Here is a 20,960-nt window from a genome sequence, read left to right as displayed (position 1 = left end):
TGCGGCGGCCGGCTTGAAGCGCAATATGACGTTCCCATGACCCTGAAAAGCAGGAATTGCTTTCGCCGGGATCCGATCCATTGTTTGCGGCGCTACCATTTGCCGAGGAGCACCCGGTACCGCCGCGAAAAAACAATTGACGCAAAATTGTTTTTTCACGATAAAAGACATTAACTCTTAACAGGCGCGTGTCAATCCGCGCGCATCCCAGGATCACCCAGGAAACCGCCCGTGAACGTGTCGAACACCATCCTTCTGTCCCCCGCCGACAATGTCGCCGTTGCCAATGGCCGCATCGAGATCGGCACCGTCCTGCCGGGCGGCGCGCTTGCCACCGCCCTCATCGAGCCCGGCCACAAGGTCGCGATCAAGCCGATTGCCGCCGGTGAAGCCGTGGTGAAATATGCCCAGGCAATCGGCCGCGCCACGCAGGACATCGCGCCCGGCGAGCATGTCCATTCGCACAATCTGGTTTTCGAGGCCGGCCGTTTGCCGGTGGTGCCGCCGAGCGAGGCCGAGCACGCGACCGAGGCCGATCGCGCTCGAACTTTCATGGGCTACCGCCGTGCCGACGGCCGCGCCGGCACGCGAAATTTCATTGGCATCATCGCCAGCGTCAATTGTTCGGCCACCGTCTGCCATTCGATCGCCGACACAGCCAACCGGACCTTGCTGCCGAAATATCCCGGCATCGACGGCTTCGTGCCGATCGTCCACGGCCAGGGCTGCGGCATGAGCGGCACCGGCGACGGCATGATGGTGTTGCACCGCACGCTCGCCGGTTATGCCCGCCATCCGAATTTCGGCGGCGTGCTGATGGTCGGCCTCGGCTGCGAGGTCAACCAGCTCACCCTTTACGGCCAGAAGGGCGTCGCCGCCGGCAAGCGCCACTTCAACATCCAGGACGCCGGCGGGTCGCGCAAATCGGTGGAAAAGGCGATGGGCGTGCTGGCCGAGATCGCCGAGGAAGTCGGCCAGTTGAAACGCGAGCCGATCCCGGTCAGCGAGATCGTCGTCGGCCTGCAATGCGGCGGCTCCGATGGCATGTCGGGCATCACGGCCAATCCGGCGCTGGGTGCTGCGGTGGACATACTGGCCGGCGTCGGCGGCATCGGCATCCTCTCCGAGACCACGGAAATCTACGGCGCCGAGCATCTGCTCGCCTATCGCGCGGCGACGCCAGAAATCGCCAAGAAGCTCGATGGCTATGTGAAATGGTGGGAAGATCACGTCGCCAAGCATGGCGCCTCGATCGACAACAACCCTTCGCCCGGCAACAAGCGGGGCGGCCTCACCACCATCCTGGAAAAGTCGCTTGGCGCGGTCGCCAAGGGCGGCCAGACGCCGCTCAACGGCGTGTTCGGCTATGCCGAAAAGGTCACCGGCAACGGACTGGTGTTCATGGACACTCCCGGCTACGACCCGGTCTCGGCCACGGGCCAGGTCGCGGGTGGCGCCAATGTCATCGTCTTCACCACAGGTCGCGGTTCCTGCTTCGGCTGCCGGCCGACCCCTTCGATCAAGGTCGCCACCAACTCCACCATGTATCACCAGATGGAAGAGGACATGGACGTCAATTGCGGCGTCATCGCCTCGGGTGAAAAGACCATCGCCGGCATGGGCCGCGAGATCTTCGAACTCATCGTCGAGACGGCCTCGGGCCGCAAGACCAAGAGCGAGGATTTTGGCTATGGCGACAACGAGTTCGTGCCCTGGCATCTCGGCGCGACGCTCTAACTCTTTGTTTCTGCGCAATTCCGGACGGAAAACCGCTACACACTTTCCCTGGAATTGCTCAGCATTCACCTGACATGTGGTAGACTGCCGGGCGAGACAGCGGCCGGCAACGGGGAGGGTTTGCATGGAAAAACGCCGCATCGGCCAGACGGCGCTCGAGGTCACCGAGGTCAGCTTCGGTGGCGCCGCGATTGGCGGCCTTTACCGCACCTGCTCGCGTGAGGCGGCGATGGAGACGCTGCAAGGCGCCTGGGAGGCCGGCTTGCGCTATTTCGACACCGCGCCCTTCTATGGTTTCGGCCTGTCGGAGCGACGCTTCGGCGATTTCCTGCGCTACAAGCCGCGCGATTCCTACGTGCTGTCCACCAAGGTCGGACGCCTATTCCGTCCGGTGCCTGAGGACCAGGTACCCGATCACTCCTATGTCGATCCGCTGCCGTTCGCACTCGACTACGACTATTCCTATGACGGCATCATGCGGTCGGTCGACTTCAGCTATGCGCGGCTTGGCCTGAACAAGATCGATATCCTGTATGTGCACGACATCGGCGTCTACACGCATGGCGTCGAGAAGACAAAACTGCACTTTCGCCAGCTGATGGACGGCGGGCTCAAGGCGCTCGAGGACCTGAAGCGGGCCGGCACGATTTCCGCCTATGGACTGGGCGTCAACGAAGTCCAGATCTGCCTTGACGTGATGCGCCGGGCGCCGCTCGACTGCATCCTGCTGGCGAGCCGCTATTCCCTGCTCGACCGCAGCGCGGAGGCCGAATTGCTGCCGCTATGCCGGGCGCAGCGGACGTCGCTGGTGATCGGCGGCGTTTTCAACTCCGGCATATTGGCGACCGGACCGGTGCAGGGCGCGCATTTCGATTACCAGCCCGCCAGCCGCGATGTGCTCGGCCGGGTCGATGCCATGGAGAAGATCGCCGGCGAAGGCGGTTATCCGCTGGCGGCCGCCGCCTTCCAGTTTCCCCTGCACGAGCCGACGGTCGCCACCGTGCTGACCGGGACCGCAAAACTTGCGAACCTGACACGCAACCTCGACCTGCTCGACATCGACGTGCCGCAGACGGAATATCAAAAATATCGTCCCTACACGGTGGTGCAGAGCCTGGCGTGACGCCGGCATCCATCAGCTTGATGGGAGGGGCTCCCCTTCACAAATCCGCGACATCGAAGAAAGAATGAATGTTCCATATTGACTAATACATGGAATTAATATTCCATGCGTTTACAGAACGGAACGGGAGCGTTGGCTGCGTCCGGGGAGGAGCGGCATGAGTCTGTGCCTGCCATTGGGAGGTCGGGCGCGAAACACCGCTTGCATCGTCCAGATCGATGCACTATCAAAACAGCGTAAATGTTTTTTATTGATAAAGTTCCGTTTGGGCCGCGCCTATCCGAACGGAACTTCCGTAACGTTCACCGGGCGACTTAGGGAGGAATCCTATGAAATTCGTGACCAGCATTCTCAACCGCCGTGCCGTGATGGCGATGGCAGCAGCCTCGATGCTCGCCGGCGTCATGCATTCGGCGCCGGTTTCGGCGGCGGATGTGACCATTCCGATCATCGTCAAGGACACCACGTCCTTCTATTGGCAGATCGTGCTCGCCGGTGCCCGCAAGGCCGGCAAGGATCTTGGCGTCAACGTGCCGGAACTCGGCGCCCAGGCTGAAACCGACGTCAACGGCCAGATCTCCATCCTCGAGAACGCCGTCGCCGGCAACCCGGCCGCCGTCGTCATCGCGCCGACTGAAGCCAAGGCGCTCGGCAAGCCGATCGACGAGGCAGCAAGCAAGGTCAAGGTCATCGGCATCGACTCCAGCGCCGACTCCAAGGCCTTCACCTCGTTCCTGACCACCGACAACGTCCAGGGCGGCCGCGTCGCCGCGGATGGTCTCGCGGCGGCCATCGGCGCGGCCAATGGCGGCAAGGTCGAAGGCAAGGTTGCGCTGATCACCGCACTGCCTGGCGCCGGCTCGCTCGAGCAGCGCGCCCAGGGTTTCAAGGAACAGCTCAAGGCCAAGTATCCCGGTCTCGAACTGGTCGCCGACAAATATGCCGACGGTCAGGCCACGACCGGCCTCAACATCGCGACCGACCTGATCACCGCCAATCCCGACCTGAAGGGCATCTTCGCCTCCAACCTGATCATGGCGCAGGGCGTCGGCCAGGCGATCGCTGAGAACAAGCTTGCCGGCAAGGTTGGATTGATCGGCTTCGACAGCGACGAGAAGCTGATCAAGTTCCTGAATGACGGTGTCATTTCCGGCCTCGTCGTCCAGGATCCCTACCGGATGGGCTATGACGGCATCAAGACCGCGCTCGCCGCTTCCAAGGGCGAGAAGGTCGAGGCCAATGTCGACACAGGCGCCAACCTGGTCACCAAGGCCAACATGAAGGATCCCAAGATTGACGCGCTGCTCAACCCGAAGCTCAACTAAGCCTAGGCGCAGCCGCACGGTTTCCGGGGCCTCGTGCCCCGGAAACGACAGCCATATCGCTTGGAAATCCGCCAGCCTGGGCTAGGCTGCTCCGGCGGGCGTTTTAAGAGCCTTGCCGCGCACCGGATTGTAAGACCAATCTGGGAGGCCAATCTGGGAGGATTGTCATGACATCGACGGCGCAAGACCTGCATCCTGCCCCCGTGCTGGAGCCCGGCAGGACGATCCTCGAACTGCGTGGCCTCGAGAAGAAATATCCGGGCACCCATGCGTTGAAGCCGGTGACGCTGGCCTTCAAGGCGGGCGAAATCCACGCCATCGTCGGCGAGAACGGCGCCGGCAAATCCACCCTGATCAAGCTCCTGACCGGCGTCATGCCGCGCACCTCCGGCGAGGTCGTCTGGGAAGGCAAACCGGCGGCGCTGGCGACCCCGCATGAAGCGATGGCGCTCGGCATCAACGCCGTGCACCAGGAAGTCGTGCTCTGCCGGCATTTGACCGTCGCCGCCAACATGTTCCTCGGCGAGGAGAATTCGCGCTTCGGCATCCTGCAGCAGCGCGCCATGGTCAAGGAAGCGCAGAAGATCATCGACGATCTCGGCTTCGATCTGCCGGCGCATGTCGTGCTCGGCGACCTCACCATAGGCCAGCAGCAGCTGATCGCCGCCGCCCGCGCCACCGTGCGCGGCACCAAATTCCTGATCTTCGACGAGCCGACCGCCTACCTCACCCGCAAGGAGGCCGACCAGCTCTTCACCCTGATCCGCCGGCTGAAGTCCGAAGGCGTGACCATCATCTACATCAGCCACCGCATGGAGGAAGTGTTCGAGCTGGCCGATCGCGTCTCCGTGCTGCGCGACGGCACGCTGGTCGGCACCAGGAACATCGGTGAGACCAACGACGCCGAACTGGTCAAGCTGATGATCAACCGTTCGATCGAACAGGTCTACCACAAGGAACATTTCACCCCCGGCGCCGTGATCGTCGAGGCCAGGAACCTGTCGGGCAAGGGCTTCGAAAATGTCTCGATGACGGTCCGCGCCGGCGAGATCGTCGGGCTGTACGGCCTGATCGGCGCCGGACGCAGCGAGTTCGTCACCACGCTCTACGGCCGCCATCGCAAATCGGCCGGCGAGATTTTGTGGGAAGGCAAGCCGGTTCAGATCAACTCCGAGCACGACGCCATCAAGCTCGGCATGGCGCTGGCGCCGGAAAGCCGCCGCGACCAGGGCCTCTGTCTCAACCTGCCGGTCGGCCTCAATCTCAACCTGCCGATCTACAAGCGCATCTCCAACAACCTGCTGATCTCCGGCGCGCAGGAAAAGACCCAGGCCGACCGCCAGATCGCCGATCTGCGCATCAAGACGCCGACACGCAATGCGCTGGCCTCCAGCCTGTCGGGCGGCAACCAGCAGAAGATCGTCATCGGCAAATGGCTGGCGCATGGCGCCAAGCTGTTCATTTTCGACGAGCCGACAGTCGGCGTCGATGTCGGCACCAAGGCCGAGATCTACCGCCTGTTCGGTGCGCTCTTGTCGAAGGGTGCAGGCATCATCCTGATCTCGTCCTATCTGCCCGAAGTCTATGAGCTGGCCGACACGCTGCATGTGTTCCGCCGCGGCAAACTGGTGGCAACACATGGGTTCCGCACCGCCGATCACGAGGAAATTCTCACACAGGCGCTCGCCGAGAAACAAGAAAAGCTGGGAGGAAAGATATGAGCACCGAGGCGATTCCTGCCGAAAAACCCAAGCGCAACTACAACGCCCTTTTCGGGCTGACGCTGCTGGCGCTGCTGGTACTGCTCTGGGTCATCCTGTCGCTGTCGACATCGAGCTTCGCCTCGGCCAACAACATCTCGAACCTTCTGCGTCAGGGTTCGATGATCGCCATCCTGGCGGTCGGTCAGACCTTCGTCATCATCACCGGCGGTATCGATCTGTCGGTCGGTGCCGTGGTCGGTTTTGCCACCGTCATCGCCGCGATGCTGATCAATGCCGGCATACCGGTTTTCCTCGCCATCCTGATCACGCTGCTGGTCGGCGTCGCTATCGGCCTGTTCCACGGCTTTGGCATCGTCAAGATGGGCCTGCCGCCCTTCATCATCACGTTGGCGACGTTGACCTCGCTGCGCGGCATCGGCCTTTTGATGACCAACGGCAATTCGATCTCCATCAACAACGATGCCTTCCAGGAATTCTCGCGCAACTCCTTCCTTGGCGTCCCCAATTTGTTCTGGATGGTGATCCTGGTCGGCATTCCGGCCTACATCTTCCTGCATCACAGCCGCTGGGGCCGCTATCTCTTCTCGGTCGGCTCCAACGCCGAGGCCTCGCGCCTTTCCGGCGTCAACGTCCAGCGCACCATCTACATGGCCTACACGCTGTCGGGCCTCTGCGCGGCCTTTGTCGGCGTGCTCCTGGCCTCGCGCATCGGCATCGGCAACCCGACCCAGGCGGAGGGCTGGGAGCTGCAGGCGATCGCGTCCTCGGTGATCGGCGGCACCTCGCTGTTCGGCGCTGTCGGCTCGGTGCACGGCCCGTTGCTCGGCGCGTTCATTCTCGCCACCATCAACAACGGCGCCAACCTGCTCAACGTCAACGCCTTCTGGCAGCGCATCATCACCGGCGCGCTGATCATCGTCATCGTCTATTTCGACGGTCTGCGCCGCCGCGGCGGTAAATAGCAACAAACCGAAAGCGATCGCCGGCCTGTCTGAAGCATTCCAGGAAAGTGTGAAACGGTTTTCCGTGCGGAATTGCGTCAATCGTTTCAGGCCGGCGATTTCATTGGAGACTGGATTGAAAACATGAAAGCCGTCGTCTGCCGCTCGCCCGGCGAACTCGTCCTGGAAGACCGTCCCGAGCCTGGCGCGCCACCGGCCGGCTGGGCGCTGGTCGCCGTCAGCCATGTCGGCATCTGCGGCACCGACTACCACATCTTCGAGGGCAAGCACCCTTTCCTCGCGTACCCCCGCATCATGGGCCATGAGGTGTCGGGAACCATCGTCGAGACCGGCGAGGGTGTCGACCTTCCCGTTGGCGAGCCGGTCGTCATCAACCCCTACCTGTCCTGCGGCAAGTGCATCGCCTGCCGGCACGGCAAGCCGAACTGCTGCGTCAGGATCGAGGTGCTAGGCGTCCACCGCGACGGCGCCATGTGCGAAGATATTCTCGTCCCGGCGCAGAATCTCTATCCGGCCAATGGCCTGTCGCTGGCCGACGCCGCCGCCGTCGAATTCCTGGCCATCGGCGCGCACGCCGTGCGGCGCGCCCGCGCCGATCCCGGTGCCCGCACGCTGGTTATTGGCGCCGGCCCGATCGGGCTCGGCACCGCCATCTTCGCCCGCATCGCCGGGCTTGACGTGACCCTGCTTGACATGAGCAGCGAGAGGCTCGCCTTCGCCGCAACCGAACTCGGCTTCAAGACCCTTGATGGCTCGCGCGGCGCGGCGCCGGATCTGGTCAGGGAAGCGACATCAGGCGAAGGCTTCGACGTGGTCTTCGACGCCACCGGCAACACCCAATCGGTGCAGTCGGCCTTCGCCCATGTCGCCCATGGCGGGACGCTGGTGCTGGTCAGCGTCGTCAAGGACGACATCGTCTTTTCCGACCCTGAATTTCACAAGCGTGAAATGACGCTGATCGGCAGCCGCAACGCCTTGCGCGCCGACTTCGACCATGTCGCTGCCTCGATCCGCAATGGTGCCGTGCCATTGGCCAAGCTCGTCACACACCGCACCACACTCGGCGGCACCCCGCGCGATCTCGCCCGCTGGGCGCACGAGAAATCCGGCCTGATCAAGGCTGTGATCGAGGTGGGGTAGCCCGCCGCCGTCGACTCACAGCGCCGACAGCTTCAACTCCACCCTCTCGGCCGGAAACCGCGATTCGGAAAACTGGATCGGCTGGCCGTCCGGGGTGACGTTGACGGCCACCGTGACCAGCACGATAGCGCCCGGTTGCAGGTCCAGGTCGGCAAGATCGGCGGCATCGGCATGGCGCGCCGACAGCACGGTCGATTGCCGGAGATAATCGTCTATCCCGAAACGAGCCAGCGACGCGGTGACAGACCCGGTCTCGGCCATCACCCTGTCGATGCCGGCGAAACGTCTGCCATCGAACCAGCCGGCAGCACGCGACACCGCCCGTCCATCGGCTTCACCGCGTGTCTCGAGCCGGATCACCTCGGCACCCCTGGCCAACCCAAGACCCTCGGCGACACGCTGGCTTGCGGGCTCGACCGATGAAGCGAGCAGCACGATATGCCGTTCCGATGTCTGCCCCTGCAGGCCTGTTGAAAAGCGCGTGCGCGCGCCGATCGGATAGGACAGCCGCTTGCGCGACAAGACGAAGGTGCCGCGCCCTTGCTCGGCCCGCAGCACCCCTTCCTGCACGAGCGTTGATATGGCGCTGCGCACCGTGTGACGGTTGACGCCATAGCGCTCGGCGAGCGCCACCTCCGGCGGCAGCGCGGCATTCTCGGCGAAATCCCCGGCGGCGATCGCCTGCAGGATCCTGTCGGCAATCTGGCGCCACAGCGAGACGCCGCTGCGCCGTTCGATACTGTCGGCTTCCTGTCGTCCGGTCATGAATTTGCCCCGCCCTTCATCGCCTGTCATCCACGCGTCATGGACTCGCGTTAGGTAATATGTATAATTTGTATAGTTGTCTATATCAATAGACAAATTTGGCAAAGAGGAATGCTGCTGATGCGAGGACAGGAAGCCCGCGACCAGGCCGAGCGCAAGGCCGCCATGGCGACTTTGGCGCAATCGAGCGGCGACGACATCGTCCGGCTCTGGAACGAGGCCGGCCTGCCCTCGCAGGCCGAACTGCTGCGTGGCCCCGAGACCGGCCTGGTGACGCTGCGCGGCCGTATCGGCGGCGGCGGTGCGCCCTTCAATGTCGGCGAGGCGACCGTCACCCGCGCCACCGTCCGGTTGCCGTCCGGTCAGGTCGGCCATTGCTACGCGCTTGGTCGCGACAAGCAGAAGGCAAGGCTGGCGGCAATAGCCGACGCGCTGTGGCAGGACCCTGCCAGCCGCGCCGAAGTCGAGACCAGGCTGATTGCGCCTCTGAGGTCGGCGCTTGCCGCTGCCAACGAAAAACGCCGCGCCGAGACGGCGGCAACGAAGGTGGATTTCTTCACCATGGTTCGCGGAGAGGACTGATGGATATCGCAGCACAATCGATCGAGGGCGGCTTCGCCGATCCGGTGTTCAACGCCCAGACCGTGTTCCGCGCAATCATGGATGCGATGGCGCGGCCAGGCAGCGTGCAGGCTTTGCCTGTCCTGGCCCGTCCGCCGGCGCCGCTCTCGGCAACGTCAGGCGCGGTGGCACTGGCGCTGTGCGACAACGACACGCCGCTCTGGCTCGACCCGGCCCTTCACACCTCCTCCGCGATCGGCTCCTGGCTTGGTTTCCACACCGGCGCGCCGCTCGCCAACACGCCGGCCGACGCGCATTTCGCGTTTGTCGCAACACCGGCCGAGATGATGGCGCTCGACGGCTTTGCGCAAGGCACGCAAGATTATCCCGACAGATCGACCACACTGATCCTCCAGGTCAGCGACCTCGCTTCAGGTGCGCCGCTCTTGCTTGAAGGCCCCGGCATCGAAACCAGCGCCGTGATCGCGCCGGCACAGATGCCGCGTCATTTCATCGAGCAGTGGAAGCAGAACAACAAGCGCTTTCCGCGCGGCGTCGACATCATCCTCGCCACATCGCAAGGCATAGCCTGCCTTCCGCGCACGACGCGTATCAAGACGATGGAGGCTTGAAGATGTATGTCGCGGTAAAGGGCGGCGAGGCCGCAATCGCCAATGCCCACAGCCTTCTCGCCGACCGCCGGCGCGGCGACCGTTCGGTGCCCGCCCTGCGCCTCGACCAGATCGTCGAGCAACTGTCGCTCGGCGTCGATCGGGTGATGAGCGAAGGCTCGCTCTATGATCGTGAACTGGCCGCACTCGCCATCGTCCAGGCGCGCGGCGACATGATCGAGGCGATCTTCCTGGTGCGCGCCTATCGCACCACGCTGCCGCGCTTCGGCTATTCGAAGCCGATCGACACCGGCACGATGCGGGTCGAGCGGCGCGTGTCGGCAACCTACAAGGACCTGCCCGGCGGCCAGCTTCTCGGCCCGACCTTCGACTACACCCACCGGCTGCTCGATCCCGAGCTTGCCGCCGGCGCCGATGTCGCCGAGCCGTTGCAGCGCGAGACGGAAGCGCAGGCCATGCCGCGCGTCTCGGCGATCCTTGCCCGCGAAGGCCTGATCGAACCGGATGGCGAGATGCCGCAGGACCACGTGCCTGGCGACATCACCCGCGAGCCGCTGGAATTCCCGATGGCGCGCGACATCCGCCTGCAGGCGCTGTCGCGCGGCGACGAGGGTTTCCTGCTGGCGCTCGGTTATTCCACCCAGCGCGGCTATGCCCGCAACCATCCCTTTGTCGGCGAAATCCGCATCGGCGAGGTTGAACTGGAACTCGACACTCCCGAACTGCCCTTCGCCGCCCCGCTCGGCACGGTGCGGGTCACTGAATGCCAGATGGTCAATCAGTTCAAGGGATCGGCCAAGGCGCCGCCGCAATTCACCCGCGGCTACGGCCTCGTCTTCGGCCAGAGCGAGCGCAAGGCGATGGCCATGGCGCTCTGCGACCGGGCTCTGCGCGCCTCCGAACTCGGCGAGGACATTGTCGCCGCCGCCCAGGACGAGGAGTTCGTCATCTCGCACTCCGACAATGTCCAGGCGACCGGCTTCGTCGAGCATCTGAAGCTGCCGCACTATGTCGACTTCCAGGCCGAACTCGACCTCGTGCGCCGTATGCGCGCCGAGTACGACGCTCGGGAGCACCCCACAAAGGTGGACGAAAAGCGGGAGGCCGCGGAATGATCGAAGGCCTGTCCCACATGACTTTCATCGTCCGCGACCTCGACCGGATGAGCGCCATCCTCGAGGGCGTCTTCGACGCGCGCGAGGTCTATGCCAGCGACGCCGACCAGTTCTCGCTGTCGCGCGAAAAATTCTTCCTGATCGGCGACATCTGGATCGCCATCATGGAAGGCGAGGCATTGCCGGAGCGCAGCTATAACCACATCGCCTTCAAGATCGATGACGCCGATTTCGACCGTTACGCCGAGCGTGTCGCCAAGCTAGGCCTCCACATGCGCCCGCCGCGTCCGCGCGTCGAGGGCGAGGGCCGCTCGATCTATTTCTACGACGACGACAACCACATGTTCGAACTGCACACCGGCACGCTTGCGGACCGGCTGGCGCGCTATGCCAAGGGATTGGAGATAGCATCATGACCGACATAGCCACCTACAACTTCGCCTATCTCGACGAGCAGACCAAAAGGATGATCCGCCGCGCGATCCTCAAGGGCATCGCCATCCCCGGCTATCAGGTGCCGTTCGCCTCGCGCGAGATGCCGATGCCCTATGGCTGGGGCACCGGCGGCGTCCAGGTCACCGCTTCGATCATAGGTCCGGATGATGTGCTGAAGGTCATCGACCAGGGCGCCGACGATACCACCAACGCGGTGTCGATCCGTGCCTTCTTCAAGAAGGTCGCCAATGTCGCTGTCACCACCGATACCGCCAGCGCCACCATCATCCAGACCCGCCACCGCATTCCCGAACATCCGCTGACCGCGGGCCAGGTGCTGGTCTACCAGGTGCCGATCCCCGAGCCGCTGCGCTTCCTCGAGCCGCGCGAGACCGAAACGCGAAAAATGCATGCGCTGGAGGAATACGGCCTCATGCATGTGAAGCTTTACGAGGACATCGCCAAGCATGGCCGCATCGCCACCACCTATGCCTATCCGGTGAAGGTCGAAGGCCGCTATGTCATGGATCCCTCGCCGACGCCGAAATTCGACAATCCCAAGATGCACCGCTCGCCTGCCCTGCAGCTGTTCGGCGCCGGTCGCGAAAAGCGTATCTACGCGGTGCCGCCCTTCACCGATGTTGTCAGCCTGGACTTCGAGGACCACCCCTTCGAGGTGCAGACCTTCGACCAGCCCTGCGCGCTGTGCGCCGCCGAGAACGTGTATCTCGACGAGGTCATCCTCGACGACCACGGCGGCCACATGTTCGTCTGCTCCGACACCGACCACTGCGAGAAGCGGCGAGCCGACGGCCATCGCGGCCACCTTGCCCCCGATGCCGATCATGCCTCGGAAAAAATGGAGCCGGCACAATGACCGACGAACCGTTGCTGCGCGTCTCGGCGCTCTCCAAATTCTACGGTTCGCGCGTCGGCTGCGACAACGTCACCTTCGACCTGTGGCCGGGCGAGGTCCTGGCTGTCGTCGGCGAATCCGGTTCCGGCAAGACGACGCTGCTCAACTGCTTGTCGACGCGGCTCTTACCTTCCTCCGGCACCGCCAGCTACCGCATGCGCGACGGCCAGTTTCGTGAGCTCTACCGCATGAGCGAGGCCGAGCGCCGCTTCTTGATGCGCACCGACTGGGGCTTTGTCCACCAGAACCCGGCCGATGGCCTGCGCATGACGGTGTCGGCCGGCGCCAATGTCGGCGAACGGCTGATGGCGGTCGGCGACCGCCACTACGGCAAGATCCGCGCCACGGCCGTCGACTGGCTGTCACGCGTCGAGATCGAGGAAGACCGCATCGACGACGAGCCGCGCGCCTTTTCCGGCGGCATGCGCCAGCGCCTGCAGATCGCCCGCAACCTCGTCACCGGCCCACGGCTGGTGTTCATGGATGAGCCGACGGGCGGCCTCGATGTCTCGGTGCAGGCGCGACTGCTTGATCTCCTGCGCGGACTGGTCACCGATCTTGGTCTCGCGGCCATCGTCGTCACCCACGACCTTGCCGTCGCACGTCTTCTCTCCCAGCGCATGATGGTGATGAAGGACGGCCGCGTCGTCGAAAGCGGACTCACCGACCGCGTGCTCGATGATCCGCGCGCGCCTTACACGCAGCTTCTCGTTTCCTCGATTCTGCAGGTGTAGCCGCATGATCCCGAAAAGTGGAAGCCGGTTTTCGGACCGGATCATGCGGCAAGACAAAGGACACTGATCATGCCAACCCCGCTCGTTGTTTCCGACGTCGCCAAGAGCTTCACCATGCACCTGCGCGACGGCATCAAGCTGCCCGTCGTCGCTGGTGTCTCATTCTCGATCAAGGCTGGCGAATGCACGGTGCTCGGCGGTCCGTCCGGTGCCGGCAAGAGCTCGATCCTGAAAATGCTCTACGGCAACTATGCCGCCGATGAAGGTCAGATCATCGTCAGTCACGAGGACGGGCTGATCGATCTCGCCAATGCCAGCCCGCGCACCGTGCTTGCCGTGCGCCGGCAAACGATCGGCTATGTCAGCCAGTTCCTGCGCACCGTGCCGCGCGTTTCGGCGCTTGATGTCGTCGCGGAGCCATTGGTCGAACGCGGCGAGGAGCGCGAGGCGGCCAGAGGCAAGGCGCGCGCACTGTTGGCAAAGCTCAACCTGCCGGAAAAACTCTGGGCGCTGCCGCCAGCGACCTTCTCCGGCGGTGAGCAACAGCGCGTCAACATCGCGCGCGGCTTCATCACCGAACACCCGATCCTGCTGCTCGACGAGCCGACCGCCTCGCTCGATGCCACCAACCGCGACGTGGTGATCGAACTCATCGCCGCCAAGAAGGCGGCTGGCGTCGCCCTCCTCGGCATCTTCCACGATCACGATGTGCGCGAGGCGGTTGCCGACCGCATCATCGACGTCACCGCCTTTGCTCCGGGAAAACTCGCCGCATGACCAGGAAATTGTCGGAGACGCCGCTGGTCCACCCGACGGCGGAGGTGCACAACTCGACGCTTGGCCGCTGGACCGAGATCGCCGACCGCAGCCGGGTTTCGGAAAGCGAGCTCGGCGATTATTCCTACATGATGCAGGATTGCGCCGTCTGGTGCGCGACGATCGGCAAGTTCGCCAACATCGCCGCAAGCGTGCGCCTCAACGCCACCAATCACCCGACCTGGCGGCCGACGCTGCACCATTTCACCTACCGCGCCTCGGACTATTGGGACGATGCCGAGCATGAGAGCGAGTTCTTCGCCCAGCGCCGCGCCAAGCGCGTCAGCATCGGCCACGACACCTGGCTCGGTCACGGTTCGACCGTCCTGCCCGGCGTTAGTGTCGGCGATGGCGCCGCGGTCGGCGCCGGCGCCGTCGTGTCGAAGGATGTCGCGCCCTACACCATCGTCGCCGGCGTGCCGGCAAGGCCGATCCGCGAGCGCTTCGACCGCCGCACCGCCGAACGCTACCAGGCGCTTGCCTGGTGGGACTGGGACCATGCCAGGCTGCGCGCGTCACTTGATGATTTTCGCGAGCTTTCGGCCGAGGCCTTCCTGGAGAAATACGAGGGGTAGGTGAATCCCCACATCATCGTCATCGGGGAGCCTGTTCACATCCTTGACACAGGACTCGGACAGGACGCCATCTCCCCAAGGAGATAGCCATGCCCGACACCCTCAGACCCTCGCTCGCCGGATTCTTTGCCGGCTCCAATCCGACCCCACCGACGCATCTCGGTACCCGGTACGACACATCGGGCAATTTCCTGACCGAGCCAGGCAACACCGTCGTCAGCCATCTGGTCGGAGGTTCGCCATCCGAGGCCGTGGTGCTTGGCGTGCGTGAGAAGATGCTGGCGATGCCTGACGCCCACCGGCTCGCCTTCACGCCCGTCTCCAGCCTGCACATGACGCTGTTCCAGGGCATCATCGAATATCGCCGCCGCCTGCCCTTCTGGCCGCACGACGTGCCGCTAGACACCAGCATCGATGCGATGACTCGCCTCTATCTGGAGCGCCTGAAGGGCTTCAAGGGCTTCGGCCCCTTCAACATCAAGGTGATCGAGGTCGTGCCGACCGGCCTCACCGTTGCCGGCGCGACGGACGAGGATGTGCGCATCATGCGTCAATGGCGCGATGCGCTGGCGGTGCCGTTCGGCTACCGGCATCCCGATCACGACACATACGTCTTCCACATCACCTTCGCCTACCAGATCCAGCGTCTCGCCGACGACAGGGCCGCGGCCTGGCAGGCACTGTTCGACGATTGCCTGGCGCTTTTCGCAAGGCAGGCTCCGATAATCGAGATCAAGGCGCCCGCCCTCTGCGCCTTCCGCGACATGAAGCATTTCGAGGAATTGCTGGTGCTCGGCTGATTGCCCGCAAGTCGCCGTTCGCCAAGCCTGTGGAGTGTAACAAAACTGACATGCTGGCGACACGGCAGGTTCATGTGGCTGCGTTAGGCGAATGCCTGACGATCAATATGGACCGGACTGGAACCAGCCCATGTCAGCAAGCCCTGCCACGCTCGAAATCCGCGGTGTCAGCCGACGATTTGGCAAGAACACCGCCGTCAGCGACGTCACCATCTCGATCCCGCAGGGTCAGATGGTCGGCGTCATCGGCCGTTCGGGCGCTGGCAAATCGACCCTTCTTCGCATGATCAACCGTCTCGTCGACCCCAGCCAGGGGTCGATTTGTTTTGACGGCGCCGAGGTCTCCCAGTTGCGCGGCTCACCGCTGCGGCGCTGGCAGCGCGATTGCGCCATGATCTTCCAGCAGTTCAACCTGGTGCCGCGCCTCGACGTGCTGACCAACGTGCTGCTCGGCAAGTTGAACCATCGTTCGACCCTGTCCAACCTTCTCGGCATGTTCTCGCGCGCCGAATGCGCCGAGGCGGTCGCGGCCCTGGAGCGGCTCGACATCGCCCGTACCGCCTTGCAGCCCGCCGGCACGCTGTCCGGCGGACAGCAGCAGCGCGTCGCTATCGCCCGCGCCATGATGCAGCAGCCCAAGGTTATCCTCGCCGACGAGCCGATCGCCTCGCTCGACCCGCTCAACGCCAAGGTGGTGATGGATTCCCTGCAGGACATCAATCTGCGCGAAGGCATCACCGTCGTCACCAATCTGCATACGCTCGATACCGCGCGCGCCTATTGCAACCGCATAATCGGCATGGCCGCCGGCAAGGTCGTCTTCGACGGTCCACCCGAGGAACTGAACCGCGAGGCCGTGCGCCTCGTCTATGGCGCCGACAGCAACGGCGCAGAGATATCGGAGGCCATCACCTCCACCAGCGTTGCCTTCAAGCAAAAGATCGCAGCATCCGCCGGACCGCTCGAACCTGCTTTCCCAGGTTACTGAGTTCAAGAAAGAGCGGCTGGATCGTCCGCCCGCGTCAAGGGCACTTGTCAAGATCAAGAACGCTGCCGGCGCGGGGCCGGAACTTACAGGAGAGACATCAATGTTCAGGAAGATGGTTTTGAGCGCCGTTTCGGTGCTCGCGATGGCGACCAACATGGCCCACGCGGCCGACATGAAGGAATTCCGTGTCGGTATCCTCGGCGGCGAGAACGAAACCGACCGCCTGCGCAACTACCAGTGCCTGGCCGATCACCTGAAGGCCGAATTCGGCTTCGAGAAGGTCTCGCTGTTCCCGGCCGCCGACTATGACGGCGTCATCCAGGGCCTGCTCGGCGGCACCCTCGACTTCGCCGAACTCGGCGCCTCCGGCTATGCCAGCGTCTATCTCAAGGACCCCAAGGCGGTCACCCCGATCCTCACCACCAAGCAGACCGACGGCTCCACCGGCTATTACTCGATCGGCCTGGCGCTGAAGACCTCGGGCATCACCGACATCAAGTCCGCGAAGGGCAAGAAGCTCGGCTATGCCGATCCGGACTCCACCTCCGGCTACCTGATCCCGCTGACCCAGATCCCGAAGGACACCGGCGCGTCGAACGAAACCTTCTTCGCCTCGACCCAGTTCAACGGCGGCCACGAGAACAACATCCTGGCCGTACGCGACGGCAAGGTTGACGTGGCGGTGGACGATTCCTCCGGCATCGGCGATTTCAAGAACGGCTTCACCTCGGGCACCTTCCACAAGGTCGTCGCCAAGGGCGCCGTCGACCCGAACGACTTCGTCGAAGTCTGGCGCTCGGGCCTGATTCCGAATGGCCCGCTGGTCGTGCGCACGGCGATCGGTGAGGACATGACCGCCAAGCTCGCCGCCTTCTTCACCGAACTCCCGACCAAGGACAAGGCTTGCTTCGAAGGCGTCGAAGGCGGCGATTTCACCGGCTATGTGCCGGTGAAGCCGGACTTCTACAACGTCATCGTCGAAGCCCGTAAGGCAGCCATCGGCGGCTAACGGCGAAATTGCAGGGGGCGGTACCTCAGGTACCGCCCTTTTTGCATCTCCGACCATGACCCTCTCCGTGACAGCCCCCTCTTTGACAACGCCGTCTGGCGCCGCCCATCAGATGGCCGATGCCTGGCGACGCCAGACGTCGCTGCGCCGGTTTTATACCGTGCTCGGCGTCGGCCTGCTTCTCGCCGCGATGCTGGCAAGCATGTGGTTCGCCGACGAAGCCAATGCCGGCCATTTCTTCGACCGGCTGCCGCATATTCTGGATTTCCTGAGCTGGCTCGTCCCCAAGGACTGGAACGACGTCTGGCGGGCGCTCTTCGATATTGCCTCGCCGCACGACAACGGCTCACAGGAATTCAACTTTCCGCTTGGCCGCGTCTATGTCTGGGGCGGTTTCTACGTCCCCGAATATTTCGAGCTTATGTTGACCACGGTCAACGTGGCGCTCGTCTCGACCGTCATCGGCTTCGTCCTCGCCGTGCCATTCTCCTTCATCGCGGCGCGCAACCTGACGCCGCACCCGCTGCTGCGGCTGGTCGTCAAGCGCGTCATGGAACTGCTGCGCGCCTTTCCGGAGATCGTCATCGCCGGCCTGTTCGCGGCAATCGTCTCCATCGGCCCGATCGCGGCCATCATCGCCATCGGCCTGCATTCGATCGGCGCGCTCGGCAAGCTGTTCTACGAGGTCAACGAAAACATCGACATGCGGGCCGAGGAAGGCCTGCGCGCAGTGGGCGCCAACTGGTTCGAGCGGGTGCGCTTCGCCGACCTGCCGCAGGTCCTGCCCAATTTCATGTCCTACACATTGCTGCGCGTCGAGATCAACGTCCGCGCCTCCACCATCATCGGCGCCGTCGGTGGCGGCGGCATCGGCGAGGAATTGAAGCTTTCCATCTCACGCGGCTTCGGCGCCAAGACGCTGGCGCTGGTGCTTCTCCTGTTCACCACCATCTTCATCATCGACCAGTTTTCCGCCTGGCTGCGCCGCAAGCTGGTTGGCGAACAGGCCTTCATGATGGGCGCTTAGACCATGATCCCGAAAAGTGGCATCCGGCTTTCCCGGACAAACGGGAACCGTTTTGTCCAAGAGATCATGGTCAAATGGAAAGAGAAATCATGGCTTCCATGACCGCAGACGAGATCCTGTCGATCGAGGAGCGCTACCCTCAAGTGTTCCGGCGCCCGCTGTACAAGCGCTTCTCGCCGCTGTTCCTGTTCGCCGGCATCCTGCTTTACCTCGTCTATGTCCTCTGGTTCTTCAACCTGCCGCAGGTGCTGCGGGAGTCGCATTGGGAGCGCCTGCCGCTCTTCCTGACGCAGTGGATCAGCTACGACCTGCAGCCGGAATTCCGCCTCGACCAGCCTGAGATCACGCCGAAATATCCGCGCTTCTCGGCACTCGGCGAGAATCCCAACCCCGACTGGGTGATGAAAAATCCGGACGGCACCTATACGATCCTGATCGACGGGCCGGCGAAATCCGTCACTTTCGACAAGACTCGGGCGACGATCACGGCCAACGGCCAGACGGTTCCCGTCCTGTTGACCAGCGGTAAGCCGGTCGTCCAGGGTCCGGTGCCCGAATGGGTGACGGCGCATGACGACGAAGTGGTCGCTAAGATGGGCTTCGTCGGCGAGGTCCGCGTCACCGTCGACCGCGTCAAGGTGCGCAAGCGCTTCCTCGGCTGGGCGAACTTCGTTTTCGACACCCGCTCACCCTTCTTCGGCAAGCCGGCCGGCGAGGTGATCTCGCTCCTCATGTCCGGCCCCGAACTCAAGCCCGGCACCTCGAACCTTGCGCTCGCCGCCGACAACATCTGGAACAATGCCCAGTGGCAGCATGGCGACGTCTGGACGAAGCTGCTGCAGACCATCGTCATGGCGTTTCTGGGCACGCTGCTCGGCGGCATCGTCGCCTTTCCGCTTGCCTTCTTCGCCGCCCGCAACATCACGCCGAGCGGCGTGCTCGGCCAGGTCCTCAAGCGCTTCTTCGACTTCATGCGCTCGGTCGACATGCTGATCTGGGCCTTGTTCTTCACCCGCGCCTTCGGCCCTGGCCCGCTGGCCGGCAGTGCGGCGATCTTCTTCACCGAGATCGGCACGCTCGGCAAAACCTATTCCGAGGCCCTGGAAAATATCGACGACAAGCCGCGCGAAGGCGTGGTTTCAACCGGCGCCAACGGCCTTCTGGTGCAGCGCTACGGCGTCATGCCGGAAGTCATCCCCGTGTTCATCAGCCAGACGCTTTACCAGTGGGAATCCAACACCAGGGGCGCCACCATCATCGGCGCGGTCGGGGCCGGCGGCATCGGCCTGAAACTCTGGGAAGCCATGCGCACCAACTCCAACTGGGCCAATGTCTTCTACATGGTGCTTTTGATCCTGCTGGTCGTCTTCATCTTCGACAACATCTCGAACTTCCTGCGCCGGCGGCTGAGCCGCACCATCCACGACTACAACCGGATCCAGGCCGAGCAGGGGTAGCGATCTCGGCATCTCAGGCATGTTGAGATTCGGGTCAGGCCGCGTCGAAAATGCTGGGTTACGAGAACCGGAGCGGAGCGTACTTTTGGGTACGTGAGCAGCGGAAGCGCAGGAACCCCGCATCTGCAGGCCGGCCTCACCCGAATATCGACATGCCCTAAGCGGCCTTCTTCCACCCGTTCCTGATATGCTTGTAGCCCTCGCGATAAACCGCTTCCGGCGTTTCCGAGAAATCGCGCCACACCTTGGTCGCGGCCGCCAAATCCTTTAGCGAGCGGCCGAACGACTCGATCGTCAGCCAGTCGTCATAGCCGCTCTTGCGGATCGCCGCGAACGTCTCTTTCCACGGAATATTGCCGCGCCCCGGCACGCCGCGATCGTTTTCCGATATGTGGATGTGCACGACATTCCTGCGGTGCTTCGTATAGGCGCCGATCGGATCGGCCTCCTCGATATTGGCGTGGAAAGTGTCGTACATCGCCTTGATGTGCGGCCGGTCGATGGCGTCGATGTGTTCCGAGAGATCGGCCATCGTGTTGAGGAGATAACATTCGAAGCGGTTCAGCGCCTCGAGCCCGATGGCGACATTCTTCTTGCCGGCATGGTCGCCGATGGTGCGCTGCGAGGAAACCGAGCGCTTCTTCTCCGCCGCCGTCGGCCCGGAACCCGAAAAGGCGCCGAGTGTCGAATGCAGCGGCCCGCTCAGCGTCCTTGCGCCAAGCGCATCGGAGCAATCGATGGCCCATTTCATGTAATCGACGCCGGCCCTGCGCGTCGCGGCGTCGGCTGAGATCAGGTTCATCGAGGGATCGCCCATGGCGGAGACGGCCGTGCGTTCCAGACCGATGCGATCGAGCAGGTCGCCGAGCTTCTTGTAGTCGTCCGGCGCACCGACGAAGATGGGTATCTCAACGCCGTCGAAGCCGGTTGCCTTGATGTCGCGCAGCAGCGGCTCGTGCTTCTTCGATACGGCCGTGGTCCACAAAAACATGCACATGCCGATTTTCATCGACGCCTCCCCTTTTTGATGGCGCGCCGGCTGTTGCCTCCAGCTCTGCGCCAGGCAGTCCCCTCATCCGGCCGTTTCGCGGCCACCCTCTCCCGAAGGGAGAAAAGACT

21 protein-coding genes are annotated in these 20,960 nt (G+C 63.5%); 19 read left to right on the top strand and 2 right to left on the bottom strand.

Annotation, left to right across the window (positions count from 1 at the left end; genetic code table 11):
• Window positions 1-231 precede the first annotated feature (231 nt).
• The 6 genes from EB815_RS09250 to EB815_RS09225 all read left to right on the top strand — a co-directional run bounded on the left by EB815_RS09250 (window position 232) and on the right by EB815_RS09225 (window position 8,011).
• Window positions 232-1,737, top strand: coding sequence for a UxaA family hydrolase (locus EB815_RS09250; RefSeq protein ID WP_056577888.1), 1,506 nt, complete (start codon window positions 232-234; stop codon window positions 1,735-1,737).
• A gap of 124 nt (window positions 1,738-1,861) precedes the next feature.
• Entirely contained in the window at window positions 1,862-2,860 is a 999-nt protein-coding gene (locus EB815_RS09245; RefSeq protein ID WP_056577890.1) for an aldo/keto reductase, read from the top strand.
• A gap of 329 nt (window positions 2,861-3,189) precedes the next feature.
• Window positions 3,190-4,185 carry an ABC transporter substrate-binding protein gene (locus EB815_RS09240; protein WP_056577892.1) on the top strand — a complete coding sequence of 332 codons (996 nt, stop codon included), beginning with the start codon at window positions 3,190-3,192 and terminating at the stop codon, window positions 4,183-4,185.
• Between the two features lie 167 nt (window positions 4,186-4,352).
• A complete protein-coding gene (locus EB815_RS09235; RefSeq protein WP_056577894.1) occupies window positions 4,353-5,906 on the top strand; it encodes a sugar ABC transporter ATP-binding protein in 1,554 nt (517 codons plus the stop codon).
• A complete protein-coding gene (locus EB815_RS09230) occupies window positions 5,903-6,871 on the top strand; it encodes an ABC transporter permease (RefSeq protein WP_056577896.1) in 969 nt (322 codons plus the stop codon). The genes EB815_RS09235 and EB815_RS09230 overlap by 4 nt, the downstream gene beginning before the upstream one ends.
• A gap of 123 nt (window positions 6,872-6,994) precedes the next feature.
• A complete protein-coding gene (locus EB815_RS09225; RefSeq protein WP_056577960.1) occupies window positions 6,995-8,011 on the top strand; it encodes a zinc-binding alcohol dehydrogenase family protein in 1,017 nt (338 codons plus the stop codon).
• A 15-nt stretch (window positions 8,012-8,026) separates the two neighbouring features.
• Here EB815_RS09225 and phnF read toward each other — a convergent pair whose 3' ends face one another.
• Complete coding sequence (gene phnF / locus EB815_RS09220; RefSeq protein WP_056577962.1) at window positions 8,027-8,776, bottom strand: phosphonate metabolism transcriptional regulator PhnF; 750 nt, start codon at window positions 8,774-8,776, stop codon at window positions 8,027-8,029.
• 120 nt (window positions 8,777-8,896) lie between these two features.
• Here phnF and phnG point away from each other — a divergent pair, with 120 nt between their 5' ends.
• From phnG to phnE (EB815_RS09155), 13 genes are all read left to right on the top strand, one after another.
• A complete protein-coding gene (gene phnG, locus EB815_RS09215) occupies window positions 8,897-9,358 on the top strand; it encodes a phosphonate C-P lyase system protein PhnG (RefSeq protein ID WP_056577964.1) in 462 nt (153 codons plus the stop codon).
• Window positions 9,358-9,969 (top strand): phosphonate C-P lyase system protein PhnH, encoded by a 612-nt coding sequence (gene phnH / locus EB815_RS09210; RefSeq protein ID WP_056577898.1) that lies wholly within the window; start codon window positions 9,358-9,360, stop codon window positions 9,967-9,969. Before phnG ends, phnH begins: the two co-directional genes overlap by 1 nt.
• Window positions 9,970-9,971: 2 nt before the next feature.
• Window positions 9,972-11,084 carry a carbon-phosphorus lyase complex subunit PhnI gene (locus EB815_RS09205; protein WP_056577900.1) on the top strand — a complete coding sequence of 371 codons (1,113 nt, stop codon included), beginning with the start codon at window positions 9,972-9,974 and terminating at the stop codon, window positions 11,082-11,084.
• Window positions 11,081-11,500, top strand: a complete 420-nt coding sequence (gene fosX / locus EB815_RS09200; protein ID WP_056577902.1) for a FosX/FosE/FosI family fosfomycin resistance hydrolase — start codon at window positions 11,081-11,083, stop codon at window positions 11,498-11,500. Before EB815_RS09205 ends, fosX begins: the two co-directional genes overlap by 4 nt.
• Entirely contained in the window at window positions 11,497-12,396 is a 900-nt protein-coding gene (locus EB815_RS09195; RefSeq protein ID WP_056577904.1) for an alpha-D-ribose 1-methylphosphonate 5-phosphate C-P-lyase PhnJ, read from the top strand. Before fosX ends, EB815_RS09195 begins: the two co-directional genes overlap by 4 nt.
• Complete coding sequence (gene phnK, locus EB815_RS09190) at window positions 12,393-13,169, top strand: phosphonate C-P lyase system protein PhnK (protein ID WP_056577906.1); 777 nt, start codon at window positions 12,393-12,395, stop codon at window positions 13,167-13,169. The genes EB815_RS09195 and phnK overlap by 4 nt, the downstream gene beginning before the upstream one ends.
• A 69-nt stretch (window positions 13,170-13,238) precedes the next feature.
• Window positions 13,239-13,946: a phosphonate C-P lyase system protein PhnL gene (gene phnL / locus EB815_RS09185; protein ID WP_056577908.1), complete on the top strand. Its 708-nt coding sequence runs from the start codon at window positions 13,239-13,241 to the stop codon at window positions 13,944-13,946.
• On the top strand, window positions 13,943-14,560 hold the full coding sequence (locus tag EB815_RS09180) for a DapH/DapD/GlmU-related protein (RefSeq protein ID WP_056577910.1): 618 nt from the start codon (window positions 13,943-13,945) through the stop codon (window positions 14,558-14,560). The genes phnL and EB815_RS09180 overlap by 4 nt, the downstream gene beginning before the upstream one ends.
• 89 nt (window positions 14,561-14,649) lie before the next feature.
• On the top strand, window positions 14,650-15,360 hold the full coding sequence (locus tag EB815_RS09175; protein WP_056577911.1) for a DUF1868 domain-containing protein: 711 nt from the start codon (window positions 14,650-14,652) through the stop codon (window positions 15,358-15,360).
• A 130-nt stretch (window positions 15,361-15,490) separates the two neighbouring features.
• Complete coding sequence (gene phnC, locus EB815_RS09170) at window positions 15,491-16,348, top strand: phosphonate ABC transporter ATP-binding protein (RefSeq protein ID WP_056577913.1); 858 nt, start codon at window positions 15,491-15,493, stop codon at window positions 16,346-16,348.
• A 100-nt stretch (window positions 16,349-16,448) separates the two neighbouring features.
• Window positions 16,449-17,357 carry a phosphonate ABC transporter substrate-binding protein gene (phnD, locus tag EB815_RS09165; protein ID WP_056577916.1) on the top strand — a complete coding sequence of 303 codons (909 nt, stop codon included), beginning with the start codon at window positions 16,449-16,451 and terminating at the stop codon, window positions 17,355-17,357.
• Between the two features lie 112 nt (window positions 17,358-17,469).
• Window positions 17,470-18,384, top strand: a complete 915-nt coding sequence (gene phnE, locus EB815_RS09160) for a phosphonate ABC transporter, permease protein PhnE (RefSeq protein ID WP_413814142.1) — start codon at window positions 17,470-17,472, stop codon at window positions 18,382-18,384.
• Window positions 18,385-18,473: 89 nt separating this feature from the next.
• Entirely contained in the window at window positions 18,474-19,841 is a 1,368-nt protein-coding gene (phnE, locus tag EB815_RS09155) for a phosphonate ABC transporter, permease protein PhnE (RefSeq protein WP_056577966.1), read from the top strand.
• 157 nt (window positions 19,842-19,998) lie between these two features.
• Here the strand turns inward: phnE (EB815_RS09155) and EB815_RS09150 are convergent, their stop codons facing one another.
• Complete coding sequence (locus tag EB815_RS09150; protein WP_056577920.1) at window positions 19,999-20,850, bottom strand: sugar phosphate isomerase/epimerase family protein; 852 nt, start codon at window positions 20,848-20,850, stop codon at window positions 19,999-20,001.
• Window positions 20,851-20,960 lie beyond the last annotated feature (110 nt).

The organism is Mesorhizobium loti, from assembly GCF_013170705.1.
Taxonomy (GTDB): domain Bacteria; phylum Pseudomonadota; class Alphaproteobacteria; order Rhizobiales; family Rhizobiaceae; genus Mesorhizobium; species Mesorhizobium loti_D.
This window is presented reverse-complemented; position numbering and strand designations above follow the sequence as displayed.